General features: G+C 65.6%; 13 protein-coding genes and 1 pseudogene. 10 read left to right on the top strand and 4 right to left on the bottom strand.

Annotated features, from left to right (window positions below):
• Positions 1-194: 194 nt before the first annotated feature.
• From ettA to HWX55_RS36250, 3 genes and pseudogenes are all read right to left on the bottom strand, one after another.
• Complete coding sequence (gene ettA, locus HWX55_RS34295; protein WP_039352138.1) at positions 195-1,862, bottom strand: energy-dependent translational throttle protein EttA; 1,668 nt, start codon at positions 1,860-1,862, stop codon at positions 195-197.
• Between the two features lie 171 nt (positions 1,863-2,033).
• Complete coding sequence (locus tag HWX55_RS34300) at positions 2,034-2,342, bottom strand: DUF3761 domain-containing protein (RefSeq protein ID WP_124680765.1); 309 nt, start codon at positions 2,340-2,342, stop codon at positions 2,034-2,036.
• 98 nt (positions 2,343-2,440) lie between these two features.
• Positions 2,441-2,542 (bottom strand): annotated as a pseudogene (locus HWX55_RS36250) (LysR family transcriptional regulator); the annotation flags it as partial.
• A gap of 74 nt (positions 2,543-2,616) precedes the next feature.
• Here HWX55_RS36250 and HWX55_RS34305 point away from each other — a divergent pair.
• The 6 genes from HWX55_RS34305 (at position 2,617) to HWX55_RS34330 (ending at position 8,298) form a co-directional block, all read left to right on the top strand.
• On the top strand, positions 2,617-2,961 hold the full coding sequence (locus HWX55_RS34305; protein ID WP_175978893.1) for an MmcQ/YjbR family DNA-binding protein: 345 nt from the start codon (positions 2,617-2,619) through the stop codon (positions 2,959-2,961).
• Between the two features lie 375 nt (positions 2,962-3,336).
• Entirely contained in the window at positions 3,337-4,728 is a 1,392-nt protein-coding gene (gene gabP / locus HWX55_RS34310) for a GABA permease (RefSeq protein ID WP_175978894.1), read from the top strand.
• Positions 4,729-5,008: 280 nt separating this feature from the next.
• Positions 5,009-5,509, top strand: a complete 501-nt coding sequence (locus tag HWX55_RS34315) for a glycoside hydrolase family protein (protein WP_175978895.1) — start codon at positions 5,009-5,011, stop codon at positions 5,507-5,509.
• 8 nt (positions 5,510-5,517) lie between these two features.
• The gene (locus HWX55_RS34320; RefSeq protein WP_175978896.1) at positions 5,518-5,931 is read left to right on the top strand and encodes a lysozyme inhibitor LprI family protein; all 414 of its coding nucleotides are present in this window, start codon (positions 5,518-5,520) and stop codon (positions 5,929-5,931) included.
• A 51-nt stretch (positions 5,932-5,982) separates the two neighbouring features.
• Positions 5,983-6,900: an alpha/beta fold hydrolase gene (locus tag HWX55_RS34325; RefSeq protein ID WP_244140700.1), complete on the top strand. Its 918-nt coding sequence runs from the start codon at positions 5,983-5,985 to the stop codon at positions 6,898-6,900.
• A 186-nt stretch (positions 6,901-7,086) separates the two neighbouring features.
• Positions 7,087-8,298, top strand: coding sequence for an MBL fold metallo-hydrolase (locus HWX55_RS34330; protein ID WP_175978897.1), 1,212 nt, complete (start codon positions 7,087-7,089; stop codon positions 8,296-8,298).
• Between the two features lie 75 nt (positions 8,299-8,373).
• On the opposite strand, the gene ychF is transcribed toward HWX55_RS34330, so the two are convergent.
• Positions 8,374-9,468: a redox-regulated ATPase YchF gene (gene ychF / locus HWX55_RS34335; protein WP_175978898.1), complete on the bottom strand. Its 1,095-nt coding sequence runs from the start codon at positions 9,466-9,468 to the stop codon at positions 8,374-8,376.
• A gap of 246 nt (positions 9,469-9,714) precedes the next feature.
• Here ychF and HWX55_RS34340 point away from each other — a divergent pair, with 246 nt between their 5' ends.
• The 4 genes from HWX55_RS34340 to HWX55_RS34355 all read left to right on the top strand — a co-directional run bounded on the left by HWX55_RS34340 (position 9,715) and on the right by HWX55_RS34355 (position 14,361).
• On the top strand, positions 9,715-10,893 hold the full coding sequence (locus HWX55_RS34340; protein ID WP_175978899.1) for a UbiH/UbiF family hydroxylase: 1,179 nt from the start codon (positions 9,715-9,717) through the stop codon (positions 10,891-10,893).
• Positions 10,894-10,983: 90 nt separating this feature from the next.
• A complete protein-coding gene (locus HWX55_RS34345; protein ID WP_050013054.1) occupies positions 10,984-11,712 on the top strand; it encodes a DsbC family protein in 729 nt (242 codons plus the stop codon).
• Between the two features lie 105 nt (positions 11,713-11,817).
• A complete protein-coding gene (locus tag HWX55_RS34350; protein ID WP_175978900.1) occupies positions 11,818-13,617 on the top strand; it encodes a PDZ domain-containing protein in 1,800 nt (599 codons plus the stop codon).
• A gap of 147 nt (positions 13,618-13,764) precedes the next feature.
• Positions 13,765-14,361 (top strand): NAD(P)H-dependent oxidoreductase, encoded by a 597-nt coding sequence (locus HWX55_RS34355; protein WP_175978901.1) that lies wholly within the window; start codon positions 13,765-13,767, stop codon positions 14,359-14,361.
• Positions 14,362-14,413 lie beyond the last annotated feature (52 nt).

The raw sequence follows: 14,413 nt of genomic DNA on the forward strand, positions 1-14,413 counted from the left end.
ACGCATTAAGCTCAAGTTGAAAGGGCTGAGTCCCGTGCAATACAGGACTCAGCCCTTGGGCACCTAGTCTTCAACCGTCCAACTTCGTGGGGTCAGTTCAAAGGGCTCGCTTTTTTGATCGTGCCGTTCCGGAAGCGGCCCCGTTCGGCGCCGGCCCCGCGTGATCGCGGCGCCGGGCGCCCGGGCCGCGCCGCTCAGCGGCTGATCGGCTTGTAGCGCAGACGCTTCGGCTTCGCGGCTTCCTCGCCGAGGCGCGCACGCTTGTCGGCTTCGTACTCCTGGTAGTTGCCGTCGAAGAACGTGACTTGCGAATCGCCTTCGAACGCAAGGATGTGCGTCGCGATCCGGTCGAGGAACCAGCGATCGTGCGAGATCACCATCACCGAGCCCGCGAATTCGAGCAGCGCGTCTTCCAGCGCACGCAGCGTTTCGACGTCGAGGTCGTTCGACGGTTCGTCCAGCAGCAGCACGTTGCCGCCCGAGATCAGCGTCTTCGCGAGGTGCAGGCGCCCGCGTTCGCCGCCGGACAGGTTGCCGACGATCTTCTGCTGGTCGCCGCCCTTGAAGTTGAAGCGGCCGATGTACGCGCGCGACGGCGTTTCGTACTTGCCGACCGTCAGCACGTCGGCGCCGCCCGAGATTTCCTCGAACACCGTCTTCGAACCGTCGAGCGCGTCGCGGCTCTGGTCGACGTACGCGAGCTTCACCGTCGGGCCCATCACGACTTCGCCCGAATCCGGCTGTTCCTTGCCGGTCAGCATCTTGAACAGCGTCGACTTGCCGGCGCCGTTCGGGCCGATGATGCCGACGATCGCGCCGGCCGGGATCTTGAAGCTCAGGTTGTCGATCAGCAGGCGGTCGCCGAACGACTTGCTGACGTTCTTGAACTCGATCACTTCGTTGCCGAGGCGTTCGCCGGCCGGAATGAAGATTTCCTGCGTTTCGTTGCGCTTCTGGTATTCCTGGCTGCTCAGCTCCTCGAAGCGCGCGATACGCGCCTTCGACTTCGCCTGGCGGCCCTTCGGGTTCTGGCGCACCCACTCCAGCTCCTTCTTGATCGCCTTCTGGCGTGCCGATTCCGACGCTTCCTCCTGCTTCAGGCGCTCTTCCTTCTGGTCGAGCCAGCTGCTGTAGTTGCCCTTCCACGGAATGCCGTGGCCGCGGTCGAGTTCGAGAATCCACTCGGCCGCGTTGTCGAGGAAGTAGCGATCGTGCGTGACCGCGACGACGGTGCCGGGGAAGCGCACCAGGAACTGCTCGAGCCAGTCGACCGATTCGGCGTCGAGGTGGTTGGTCGGCTCGTCGAGCAGCAGCATGTCGGGCTTTTCGAGCAGCAGCTTGCACAATGCGACGCGGCGCTTTTCGCCGCCCGACAGATGCTCGATCTTCGCGTCCCACGACGGCAGGCGCAGCGCGTCGGCGGCCACTTCGAGCTGCTGCTCGGGGCTGCCGCCGTCGCTCGACGCGAGGATCGCCTCGTACTTGGCCTGTTCGGCCGCGAGTGCGTCGAAGTCGGCGTCCGGTTCGGCATACGCCGCGTAGATTTCTTCCAGCTTCTTGTTGGCCTGGAACAGGTCGCCGAGGCCTTCCTCGACGGCTTCGCGCACGGTCTTCGTCGGGTCGAGCTGCGGTTCCTGCGGCAGGTAGCCGATGTTCAGGTTCGGCATCGGCGTGGCTTCGCCTTCGATGTCCTTGTCGACGCCCGCCATGATGCGGATCAGCGTCGACTTGCCCGAGCCGTTCAGGCCGAGCACGCCGATCTTCGCGCCGGGAAAGAACGACAGCGAGATGTCCTTCAGGATCTGGCGCTTGGGCGGCACGATCTTGCCGACCCGGTTCATCGTGAAAACGTATTGGGCCATTTCGGTGTGAAAGTCAGAAGTGGTTGAGACTGCCGCGCAGCGCGCGCGGGCGTGGCGGCGTCGGGTGATTCGGTACAGAGCGTGCCGCGCGGGGCGCGGCGGTGCGAGCGCGTATTGTACTTCGCCGCCGGCTGCCGCTGGCACGGCGCAGGCCATTCGGCCGACCCGCGCTCACAGCCACGCGGCGACGCCGCCGTGCCCCGAGCACGTGCCGCGCCGGTGGCGGCTGAAGCTGTACGTGCCGTCGCGGCAGCGCGCGCTCGCGCCGTCCGGCACGCGGCCCGATTTCGAATGCGCGGGCGCGTGCACGGTTTCGCCGTCGCGGTTGCGATACGTGTCGTGACGGTCGAGATCGGCTTCGTTGCCGTAGCCGGGCGGCGCGCGATAGGCGTGGGCGGAAGGGGGCAACGCGGCGCCCGCGACGAACAGCGCGGCGGACAGGGTCGCGACATGGGTCGCGCGGCGGAGCAGGGCACGCATGGTCTCTCTCGTTTCGTTCGTTGTTGTCGATGCCGGGCGATGTCGGACCGATCGCCCGCGCCGCATGTTAGCGGATCGGCGCCGGGACCCGCGCGACGCTACGCCGCGCCGGACATCGACGCCGCGCCGTCGGCCTGCGCGGCATCGAGAATCCACCGGCGGAACGCGGCAACCTTCGGCCGGTCCGCGTGATGCGGCGGAGAGTGGGCGCGTCGCGCGGTTTCCGGTAGGGTGACCGGACCGTCAACCATCGACGCACGGTCGGGGAGGCATCGTGACATTCGACGAAGTCCGGCAGATCGCACTGGCGTGGCGCGGCGTCGAGGAACGCACGTCGTACGGCACGCCCGCGCTCAAGGTGAAGGGCAAGCTGCTCGCGCGATTGCGCGAGGACGGCGACACGCTCGTCGTGAAGGGCGTTGGCCCCGACGAGCGCGCGTGGCTGATCGAGTCGGCGCCCGACGTGTACCACGTGACCGATCACTATATCGGCTGGCCGATCGTGCTGGTGCGCCTGTCGGCCGCGCATCCCGACGCCGTGAAAAACCTGCTCCTGCGGGAATGGCGTGCAATCGTGCCGGCGACGTGGCGGGACGAAGTCGCCGGCGACACGAACTGAACGGCGCGCGCAGCACGCGAGCCGCCGCCGAACCGGATCAAGCGTTGCATCGGTTCGTATCGATGCAACGAGTGGTTCCATCGAAATTCTTCAATTGGTTCTTAGTGAAGAACCGTTTGATGCTTACACTCCTTCGCTTCGAAGGCGGCTGACGACAGCCGACGGAACGGGCGTACGCGATGCGCCGGCGCCTGGTGCGCCGCATCGCACCCGCAGCTTCGCAGATTGCGCGGACGACCCGACCGGAACGGCCCCATCCGGCCTCATGCCCGCGTGCGGCGCACGCGCGGCCGCGGCCGGATTCAACAACGACAACTCCCGCGCCGCCTTCACGCGACACCGGTCGTACCGGAACCGTTTTTTGGAGAGAGACAGATGAGTGGAAGCAACACAGGCCTCGGCACCGGCCTGAAGCAGCGTCACGTCACGATGATGTCGATTGCCGGCGTCATCGGCGCGGGCTTGTTCGTCGGCTCCGGCCACGCGATCGCGGAAGCCGGGCCGGCATCGATACTCGCGTATGCGATCGCGGGCGTGCTGGTCGTGCTGGTGATGCGCATGCTCGGCGAGATGGCCGTCGCGCATCCGGACAGCGGGTCGTTCTCGACCTATGCCGACCGCGCGATCGGCCACTGGGCCGGCTTCACGATCGGCTGGCTGTACTGGTGGTTCTGGGTGCTGGTGATCCCGATCGAGGCGACCGCCGCGGCGACCATCCTCAATGCATGGTTCCCGGGCATCGCGACATGGATCTTCGCGCTCGGCATCACGCTGCTGCTTACCGTCACCAATCTCTTTTCCGTCAAGAACTACGGCGAATTCGAATTCTGGTTCGCGCTGATCAAGGTCGTCGCGATCGTCGTGTTCCTGTGCATCGGCGGCGCGGCGATCGTCGGCATCGTTCCCGCGCCGGCCGTGTCGGGCGTGTCGAACCTGTTCGTGCACGACGGCTTCATGCCGCACGGCGCGAGCGCGGTGCTCGCGGCGATGCTGACGACGATGTTCTCGTTCCTCGGCACCGAGATCGTGACGATCGCGGCCGCCGAATCGGACAACCCGCAACGCCAGATCGTGCGGGCGACGAACTCGGTCATCTGGCGTATCACGCTGTTCTATCTCGGCTCGATCCTCGTCGTCGCGGCCATCGTGCCGTGGAACGACCCGCTGCTGCCGAAGCACGGCTCGTATCAGCGCGCGATGGAACTGATCGGCGTCCCGAACGCGAAGGCGATCATCGACGTGATCGTGCTCGTGTCGGTCGCGAGCTGCCTGAATTCGGCGCTGTACACGGCGTCGCGGATGCTGTTCTCGCTGTCCCGGCGCAAGGACGCGCCCGCATTCCTGCATCGCACCGATTCGACCGGCACGCCGCGCGCGGCCGTGCTCGCGTCGACCGCGTTCGGTTTCCTGACCGTGATCGCGAACTACCTGATGCCGGAGCAGGTGTTCGGCTTCCTGCTCGCGACGTCGGGCGCGATCGCGCTGCTCGTGTATCTCGTGATCGCGATCTCGCAGCTGCGGATGCGCAAGACGCTCGAAGCGGGCGGCGCGGGCCTGACGCTGCGGATGTGGCTGTTCCCGTGGCTCACGTGGGCCGTGATCCTGTTCATCTGCGGCACGCTGACCGTGATGTTCGTCAGTGAGGAACACCGGATGGAGGTGGGTGCGACGGCCGTGCTGGCGTTGATCGTGCTGCTCGCGTCGTGGCTGAACAAGCGTGGGCGCGATGCGCGGGCGGATGCGGGGCGGCGGGTGTCGGCGACTTGACCTGATCGAATGAGGTGACGACGGGGCGCGAAGTCCCGGGCGTGAAAATGGCCTGATCGGCGGTTGCCGGTCGGGCCATTTGTCTTTTGGCGCGAGTACGCGGATACACGTGACGTCACGCTGCCCGGTCTTTCGTACCCCGCGATCGTCGATGTACGAACGCGTCAAAATCGAACTCGTCTGATTTCATCGCGAACGGTAACGCCATACATTGATCGCTTCGAGAACCGCAGTGAATGATGATGTCGACTCGCGTTAGCGGTCGCGCCGGGAGAGGTAAATGGCGAACGAAAGCCTGAGATTGAGTGACGCAGGGTGGGCCGAGCTGCGGAGGCGGGAAAGCGCGGTCATGGCTTACTACAACGATCAGGCGAACAACTGTACCTATGGAATCGGAACGCTGGCTCACACGGGGCCGTGCACCCCGGAAGAATTGCGCACGCCGGTTACGGCGACGCAAGTCAATGCACAACTCGCGGTCCGGGTCCGTCGGGCAGAAGCCGCCGTGCGGCGACACGTATCGGTTCGGCAATTGACGCAGCTGCAGTTCGATGAGCTCGTCAGCTATGCCTACAATACCGGCAACACAGGTGCGCTGGCCGTGTTCCGTTCAGCGAATCAGAGCGACGACGCGGGCGTCGTGTCGCACATGAATCAGCGCGTCTGGATTCATCCGCGAGACGATAACGGGCGTCGTCTGGCGCCCGTTCGTTCAAACGGGCTTGTCAACCGGCGCCGACTTGAATCGGCGCCGTTCCAGTCACAACAGAGGGCACCGTGAGAACGGCCATGATCGGTTTGCTCGTGCTGGCGTCGACGCATGCATTTGCCGGCCCGACGGCAGCGGACGAGATAGCGGCGCGCAGCGGCTTGCCGGCAAGCGAGGTCAATGCACTGCTCAGCGACTGTGACTCGAGCCAGACGAGCATGAATTTTTGCGCGTGGCGCGATCAGCTCGTCGCCGAGCGGGAATTGCAGCGGATCGTCGACAAACAGGTGAGCGAGCAGCCACGGCGCAAGGCGGAGCTCGACGCGCAGATGGCGAAGTGGACGAAAGCGCGCGACGCATCCTGCGAAAAATCGGCGCGTCACGCATGGGGCGATGGTTCGATGCGACCTGCGGCACAGGCGATCTGTGCAACGGCGGCAACGAAGGAAATGGTGAAAAGGTTGTCCGCTCGCGCTTCCCGCAAACCTTCATGAATCGATCCGACATGACAAAAGCTCGCTGCGTTCGCGATCTCCTCACTGCCGATGCGTATTCGCCATGTCACCGTGGTCCACGGCATTGAAACCCGGGCGATGACGATGCAACCGGTCTCCCGGGGAAGCGTCGCATTTCGCGCAGGGGACGGCTACTCGCTACAGGGATCCTATTTCCCGACCGCAACCGGCGCAGGTTCCCCCGTGCTCATTTGCCCGGCGACAGGACTACGTCAATCGTTCTATTTCGCATTTGCGGATTGGCTGCGCCACGACGGCCATCCGACCTTCGTGTTCGATTACCGCGGCATCGGCGCCTCGCGTGACGAGGGCCACGTCCGCCGATCCGTCGCGCGCAAACAGGACTGGGGGCAGCTCGACATGCCCGCCGCGCTGGACTGGCTCCTCCGTGAAACCGGCGCGAGCAATGCTCACCTGGTCGGGCACAGCGCGGGCGCGCAACTGGTCGGTCTGATGCCGAACCATGCATCGGTTCGCTCGGTTTGTGCGATTTCCGCGTCATCGGGATACGTTGGCAACATCCGGTGGCCGATGCGAATTGCCGCATTGTTGCTGGCGAATCTTTATGTACCGGTTAGCGCGCGCCTGTTCGGCTATGTGCCTGCCAGGGTACTGGGGTGGGGCGACGATCTGCCGGCGCGGGTCGGGCTCCAGTGGGCTCGGTGGTGCCGACGCCCCGGATACATGGCTAACGAGTTCGGGATTGGCATTACCCGCGACTACTACGACGAATTCGTTGCTCCCGTCACGGTCGTCGCAGCGACCGACGACCCACTCGCGACGCCGGCCAATATCGAGGACTGGCTGCGTTGGTTGCCGAACGCCAGTCGCAACGTCCATTTCATCAGCCCGGAAAACTGCGATGGCCGCGCAATCGGTCACGTCGGCATGTTCCGCCGCGCGAATTCGTCGCTGTGGCCGGAACTCATCAGGGGAATGCAGGAGTGACACCCTGGCGTACTCGCGTCCTGTTATCAGGAGATCAGGTCCTTCGGCGTTCGCTTAAACGGCCGTGTCCCGATGTGTGACGATCGATTCGTTGCTGTTGGGAAATGAAGTATCGACAAGTCGGATATTTGTAACTAACGAAGTTTCACTTATTCTACGGGCTCACCACCCATCAAGAGTCCGACCATGTCGATCCGTCATCTGTTTTCTTCCGCACTCGCGGCGACTGCACTACTCGGTGCCGCATCCGCGAGCATCGCCGCCCCGCTGACCGTCGATGTCTACAATCCGGGCGCGCATGCGATCTTCCCGGTTTCGTCCGAAATCGTTTCGGGCAAGACCGAGGCGATCCTGATCGACGCCCAGTTCCAGCGCAACGACGCGCAGGCGCTGGTGAGTCGGATCAAGGCGAGCGGCAAGACGCTCAAGGCCGTCTACGTGAGCCACAGCGACCCCGACTATTACTTCGGGCTGGAAACCATCCACGCGGCGTTCCCGGATGCGAAGATCGTCGCGACGCCACAGACCGTCGCCGCGATCGAGGCCAGCAAGGACGGCAAGCTCGCCTACTGGGGCCCGATTCTGAAGGACAACGCGCCGACTTCGGTGATCGTGCCGCAGCCGCTCGACGGCAATACGCTGCGCGTCGACGGCGAGCCGCTGCGCATCGTCGGGCTCGACGGCCCGACGCCCGATCGCACGTTCGTGTGGATTCCTTCCACACGGACCGTGGTTGGTGGCATCCCGGTCGCCGCGAACATCCACGTGTGGATGGCCGACACGCAGACGCCGCTGTCGCACGCGAACTGGCTGGCGACGCTCGACCGGATCGATGCGCTGAAGCCCGCGCGCGTCGTGCCCGGCCACTTCCTGCCGAACCGTAACGGCAGCCAGCCGTCCACCACAAGCGTCGCGTTCACGCGCAATTACGTGAAGGCGTTCGACGAGGAAGCGGCGCGCGCAAAGGATTCGGCGGCACTGATCGCGGCGATGGAGGCGCGCTACCCGGATCTCGGCGAGAAGTCGTCGCTCGAGCTGAGCGCGAAGGTCGCCAAAGACGAGATGCAATGGCCCGCGCCGGCGCCGTTCCCTGCGGCGGGCAAGACGGTGCGCGTGCAGCTCGGCGCTACCGCGTTCGACCTGCACTTCAAGGACGACAAGACGATGTCGTTCGTCGGTACGGCCGGCCAATTCAACGGCGTGACGGATACGGTGCAGTACACGGCGCGCGAGATCCGTCCGCAGGTGTACATGGTGTACTGGCATGAGCCGTCCACCGGTTCGAACGTCGTGCACGTCGAGGATTTCGAACGCGGCTCGGTGGATACGAACATCGTGACGAAGGACGGGCAGTTCCTGCATATGTCCGGGACGCTGAAGATCGTCGGACGGGAATGAGTCGGTCTTCCGCCATCGAAAAAAGAAAAAGCCCGCATTCAGCGGGCTTTTTTACGGTCGATGCAGCAGCAACGCTCAAACGTTGAACAGGAAGTTCATCACATCCCCGTCGTGCACGACATATTCCTTCCCTTCCGCGCGCATCTTGCCGGCTTCCTTCGCACCTTGCTCGCCCTTATACGTGACGAAGTCGTCGAACGCGATCGTCTGCGCGCGGATGAAGCCGCGCTCGAAGTCGGTGTGGATCACGCCGGCCGCCTGCGGAGCGGTATCGCCGATGTGGATCGTCCACGCGCGCACTTCCTTCACGCCCGCGGTGAAATAGGTTTGCAGGCCGAGCAGCTTGAAGCCCGCGCGGATCACCCGGTCGAGGCCCGGCTCTTCCATGCCCATGTCGGCGAGGAACGCTTCCTTGTCCGCGTCGTCGAGATCGGCGATTTCCGCCTCGATCGCCGCACACACGGCGACCACCGGCGCATTTTCGCTTTCCGCGTACTTGCGCACCGCCTCGAGGTGCGGGTTGTTCTCGAAGCCGTCGTCCTTCACGTTGGCGACGTACATCGCCGGCTTCGCGGTGATCAGGCAGAACGGCTTGATCAGCGCTTCTTCGTCGTCCGACAGCGCGAGGCCGCGCACGGCCTTGCCCTGGTCGAGCTGCGCGCGCACCTTTTCGAGCACCGCGACGAGCTTCGCCGCTTCCTTGTCGTTGCCCGACTTCGCCGCCTTCGAATAGCGCGTGAGCGCTTTCTCGATGGTGCCGAGGTCGGCGAGCGCGAGTTCGGTGTTGATCACTTCGATGTCGTCGATCGGGCTGACCTTGCCGGCGACGTGAATGACGTTGTCATCCTCGAAGCAGCGCACGACGTGCGTGATCGCGTCGGTTTCGCGGATGTTCGCGAGGAACTGGTTGCCGAGGCCTTCACCCTTGCTCGCGCCCGCGACGAGGCCCGCGATGTCGACGAACTCGACCACGGCCGGCACGACACGCTCCGGCTTGACGATCTCGGAGAGCGCCTTCAGGCGCGTATCCGGCACTTCGACGATGCCGACGTTCGGTTCGATCGTGCAGAACGGGTAGTTCTCGGCGGCGATGCCGGCCTTGGTCAGCGCATTGAACAGGGTGGACTTGCCGACGTTGGGCAAGCCGACGATGCCGCATTTGAGACTCATGGAATCCTTCGGACGGGTGAGGCGGCGCGGCCGGACAGGGCACGGCGGCGCGGGAAAAAGGGCGGCCGGCGCGTGGAGCGCGGCGGGCCGACGGTCAAAGACACTATTGTACCGTGCCGGCGCCCCGGATTCCGGGCCAGGCGCCGAACGGCCGATGCGGCGGGCCGTCGCGCGGGCGCACCGGCCTGCGATTCTGCTGATTTCCCGCAAAGTCCGGCCGCGTAAGGGTTTGGCCCCGCGGCTATAATGCCCGCCATGACTGCACACCACTCCTTCGACGTCGCCGTGGTCGGCGGCGGGCTCGTCGGCAAGACGGCCGCGCTCGCGCTGACCCAGTCCGGCTACAAGACAGCCTTGCTTGCCCAGCCGGCCCCGCCGCGCCCCGCCGATCTCGCGTTCGACACGCGCATCTACGCGCTGTCGTCCAGTTCGCAGGCGTTGCTCGAGCGGCTGCGGGTCTGGCAGGCGCTCGACCACGGCCGGCTCGCACCGGTCTACGACATGCGCGTGTATGGCGATGCGCATGCCGAACTGCATTTCTCCGCCTATCAGGCGTCCGTGCCGCAACTCGCCTGGATCGCCGAATCTTCGCTGGTCGAGGCGTCGCTCGACGCCGCGCTGCGGTTCCAGCCGAACCTCACGTGGTTCGACGCGCGTGCGCAGGGCTTCGACGTGCGCGCCGACGCGGCCGTGCTGACGCTGTCGACGGGGCAGGTGCTCGAAGCCGATCTCGTCGTCGGCGCCGACGGCGCTCATTCATGGGTGCGCTCTCAAATGGGGGCCAGGGTGGAGCGGCGCGACTACCGGCAGACAGGCGTCGTCGCGAACTTCAAGGCGTCGCTGCCGCACCGCGAGACGGCGTACCAGTGGTTCCACGAAGGAGAGATCGTCGCGCTGCTGCCGCTGCCGGACGGCCACGTGTCGCTGGTATGGTCCGCGCACACCGCGCATGCGGACGAATTGCTCGCACTCGATCCGGCGCAGCTCGCGGCCGAGGTCGAGCGCGTGTCGCACGGCCAGGTCGGCGCGCTCGAATGCGTGACGCCGGCCGCCGGCTTCCCGCTGGCGCTGCAGACGGTCGACAAGCTGATCGCGCCGCGCGTCGCGCTGGTCGGCGATGCCGCGCACCTGATCCACCCGCTCGCCGGGCAGGGGATGAACCTCGGGCTGCGCGACGTCGCCGCGCTCGCCGACGCGATCGCGCGCAAGGAAAGCTTCCGCAATCTCGGCGATCCGGTGCTGCTGCGCCGCTACGAGCGTTCGCGCCGCGAGGACATCCGCGCGCTGATGGTCGCGACCGACGGCCTGCAGCGGCTGTTCGCGGTGCCGGGCTCGCTCGCGAAGGCGGTGCGCAATGCGGGCATGGCGTTCGTCGGCGCGCAGCCGCTCGTGAAGCGCTGGCTCGTGTCGGCCGCGCTTGGGTGATCGAACCTTCTGCCACAGCGCGGGTCGGAGACGGTTCCATAACGGCGTACACTGTGCCGTGCACTCCGATTGAGCTGAAGGAAGATTTCGATGAAAAAAACGATCCGCATCGCATCGCTGGCGCTGGCCGTCACGATGGCGACGCTGGGCTGCACCGCGCAGGCCGACCAGACCACCGACAAGCTGAAGGCCACGCTGCAAGCCCGTCTCGGCAGCGACGCGCCGATCAAGAGCGTGTCGAAATCGCCGGTTGCAGGCCTTTACGAAGTGAACCTCGGCTCGCAGATCATCTATAGCGACGCGGCCGGCGACTACGTGCTGCTCGGCGATCTCGTCGACACCAAGTCGCACAAGAACCTGACCGACGCCCGCCTGTCCGAAATCAACAAGATCGATTTCGCGAGCCTGCCGTTCGCGAATGCGATCAAGGTCGTCAAGGGCAACGGCGCCCGCAAGATCGCGGTGTTCTCCGATCCGAACTGCCCGTACTGCAAGAAGCTCGAGACGACGCTGCAGTCGGTCGACAACGTGACCGTCTACACGTTCCTGTACCCGGTGCTGTCGCCGGATTCGACCGCGAAGTCGAAGGCGATCTGGTGCGCGACCGATCGCGCGAAGACGTGGGAAAGCTGGATGCTCGATCACCGCGCGCCGTCAGGCGCCGGCACGTGCGACACCACCGCGCTCGACAAGAATCTCGCGCTCGGCCGCGGGATGAACGTCACCGGCACGCCGACGATCTTCCTGCCGGACGGCCGCCGCCTGCCGGGCGCGGTATCGGCCGACCAGCTCAACCAGGCGCTCGCCTCGAGCAAGTAACCGACTGCACGCCGGGCGCATGGCCCGGCCAGCGAGGGGCGCCCGCATGATCTGCCGGCGCCTCTCTTCGTTTTCGCCGCCGTATTCGACCGACCGATTGCCACGATGACCCAGCCGATTCGCTATTCGATTGTCCCGAAAGATCTTGCCGCGCACCTGTTCGAAGTGACGGTGACGGTTGCCGATCCCGATCCCGAAGGCCAGCGCTTCTCGCTGCCGGTATGGATTCCGGGCAGCTATCTCGTGCGCGAGTTCGCGCGCAACATCGTGACGCTGCATGCGTTCAACGACGCGGGCCGCAAGGTGCGCATCGCGAAGACCGACAAGCATACGTGGCAGGCCGCGCCCGTCACCGGCGCGCTGACGCTGCGCTACGACGTCTATGCGTGGGACCTGTCGGTGCGCTCCGCGTATCTCGACGATTCGGGCGGCTTCTTCAACGCGACGGCCGTGTTCCTGAGCGTCGCCGGCCGCGAGGCGGCGCCGTGCGAAGTCGAGATCTCGAAGCCGGCCGGGCCCGCGTTTCGCAACTGGCGCGTCGGCACATCGCTGTCCGAGGCGCGCGGCACGAAACGCTACGGTTTCGGCGCGTATCGCGCGGCGAACTACGACGAGCTGTCCGACCATCCGGTGACGATCGGCGAATTCGCGCTCGCGACGTTCGACGCGCACGGCGTGCCGCACGATATCGTGATCGCCGGGCGCGTGACGCAGCTCGACCTGGAGCGGCTGCGTACCGATCTGAAGCGCGTATGCGAAGCGCAGATCGCGCTGTTCGAGCCGAAGTCGAAGAAGGCGCCGATGGATCGCTACGTGTTCATGACGCTCGCGGTCAGCGACGGCTACGGCGGCCTCGAGCATCGTGCGTCGACCGCGCTGATCTGCAACCGGACCGACCTGCCGGTGAAGGGGCGCCCGGAAACGACCGAAGGCTATCGCACGTATCTCGGCCTCTGCAGCCACGAGTACTTCCATACGTGGAACGTGAAGCGCATCAAGCCGGCGGCGTTCGTGCCGTACGACCTCACGCGCGAGAACTACACGTCGCTGCTGTGGCTGTTCGAGGGCTTCACGTCGTATTACGACGACCTGATGCTGGTTCGCAGCGGGCTGATGTCGCAGGACGACTATTTCGCGGCGCTCGGCCGCACGATCGGCGGCGTGCTGCGCGGCACGGGCCGGCTCAAGCAGAGCGTCGCGGACAGCTCGTTCGACGCATGGATCAAGTACTACCGCCAGGACGAGAACGCGACCAACGCGATCGTCAGCTATTACACGAAGGGCTCGCTCGTCGCGCTCGCGTTCGATCTCGCGATCCGCGCGCAGACGCGCAACCGGAAGTCGCTCGACGACGTGATGCGCCTGATGTGGCAACGCTACGGCCGCGACTTCTATCGCGGCAAGCAGGCGGGCGTGGACGAAAACGAAGTCGAAATGCTGATCGAAGAGGCGACGGGCGTCGCGCTCGGCCGTCTGTTCGCCGACGCCGTGCACGGCACGCGTGACCTGCCGCTCGGCGATCTGCTCGCGCCGTTCGGCGTGACGCTGGCCCCCGACGTCGCGATCGGCGCGGCCGCGAAGCCGACGATCGGTGCGCGCCTGCGCGGCGGCGCGGACTGCACGTTGGCGGCGGTCTACGAAGGCGGCGCCGCGCATCGCGCGGGATTGTCGGCTGGCGACACGCTGATCGCGGTCGACGGGCTGCGCGTGACGGGCACGAACCTCGATGCGCTGCTCGCCCGCTACCGGCCGGGCGACAAGGTCGAGGTTCACGCGTTCCGCCGCGACGAGCTGCGCACCGCGAAACTGAAGCTCGACGGGCCGGACATCACGCGCTACCGGCTGACGGCGGCCGCGAAGCCGGCCGCGGCCATGAAGGCCCGCGAAGCCTGGCTGAAGGGGTAAGCGTACGAAAGCGGGTAGCGGGGCGCGATCAAGGATTGTTCTGCTGTTGCAACAATCCGTCGCCCTGAACCCGCTTTTTCGCGGTCATATGGCCACGCACAATGGCGTCACTCGCGCTACCGAAGCGCAACCCTACCGGAGCCTGACATGACGACCATTCTGCAAATCAATTCCGCTGCGCGTTCGCAAGGTGCGCAATCCACGCTGCTGGCCAACGAACTGACGGCAAAGCTGCAACAATCGAACCCCGGCGCGAACGTCGTGGTTCGCGACCTGCTCGCCGATGCGCTGCCGCACCTCGACGAATCGGTGCTGGGCGCGTTCTTCACGCCGGCCGACCAGCGCACCGCGGAACAGAATGCGATCGTCGCGAAGAGCGATGCACTGATCGCCGAGCTGCAGGCTGCCGACATCATCGTGATCGGCGCGCCGATGTACAACTTCGGCATCTCGTCGCAACTGAAGACGTATTTCGACTGGATCGCTCGCGCCGGCGTCACGTTCCGCTATACCGAGAACGGTCCGGAAGGCCTGATCAAGGGCAAGAAGGTTCACGTGGTGACGGCGCGCGGCGGCAAGTACGCCGGTACGCCGAACGACAGCCAGACGCCGTACCTGCGCACATTCCTCGGCTTCATCGGCTTGACCGACGTGAGCTTCATCTTCGCGGAAGGCCTGAACCTCGGCCCGGATGCGCAGAGCGCCGCGCTGGCCAGCGCACGCGAAGCGATCGCCGCCGCGTAAAGCGTCAGATCGAGGCGGGGGTGCGATGCACCCACCGTGTCGCCCGATGAAA

Source organism: Burkholderia sp. BCC1047, assembly GCF_902833155.1.
Classification (GTDB): domain Bacteria; phylum Pseudomonadota; class Gammaproteobacteria; order Burkholderiales; family Burkholderiaceae; genus Burkholderia; species Burkholderia sola.

What these genes read in the sequence shown, in the direction of transcription:
- ettA (WP_039352138.1), bottom strand. Translation starts at nt 1,862, where the DNA reads ATGGCCCAATACGTTTTCACGATGAACCGGGTCGGCAAGATCGTGCCG.
- HWX55_RS34300 (WP_124680765.1), bottom strand. Translation starts at nt 2,342, where the DNA reads ATGCGTGCCCTGCTCCGCCGCGCGACCCATGTCGCGACCCTGTCCGCC.
- gabP (WP_175978894.1), top strand. Translation starts at nt 3,337, where the DNA reads ATGAGTGGAAGCAACACAGGCCTCGGCACCGGCCTGAAGCAGCGTCAC.
- HWX55_RS34315 (WP_175978895.1), top strand. Translation starts at nt 5,009, where the DNA reads ATGGCGAACGAAAGCCTGAGATTGAGTGACGCAGGGTGGGCCGAGCTG.
- HWX55_RS34320 (WP_175978896.1), top strand. Translation starts at nt 5,518, where the DNA reads ATGATCGGTTTGCTCGTGCTGGCGTCGACGCATGCATTTGCCGGCCCG.
- HWX55_RS34325 (WP_244140700.1), top strand. Translation starts at nt 5,983, where the DNA reads ATGCGTATTCGCCATGTCACCGTGGTCCACGGCATTGAAACCCGGGCG.
- HWX55_RS34330 (WP_175978897.1), top strand. Translation starts at nt 7,087, where the DNA reads ATGTCGATCCGTCATCTGTTTTCTTCCGCACTCGCGGCGACTGCACTA.
- ychF (WP_175978898.1), bottom strand. Translation starts at nt 9,468, where the DNA reads ATGAGTCTCAAATGCGGCATCGTCGGCTTGCCCAACGTCGGCAAGTCC.
- HWX55_RS34340 (WP_175978899.1), top strand. Translation starts at nt 9,715, where the DNA reads ATGCCCGCCATGACTGCACACCACTCCTTCGACGTCGCCGTGGTCGGC.
- HWX55_RS34345 (WP_050013054.1), top strand. Translation starts at nt 10,984, where the DNA reads ATGAAAAAAACGATCCGCATCGCATCGCTGGCGCTGGCCGTCACGATG.
- HWX55_RS34350 (WP_175978900.1), top strand. Translation starts at nt 11,818, where the DNA reads ATGACCCAGCCGATTCGCTATTCGATTGTCCCGAAAGATCTTGCCGCG.
- HWX55_RS34355 (WP_175978901.1), top strand. Translation starts at nt 13,765, where the DNA reads ATGACGACCATTCTGCAAATCAATTCCGCTGCGCGTTCGCAAGGTGCG.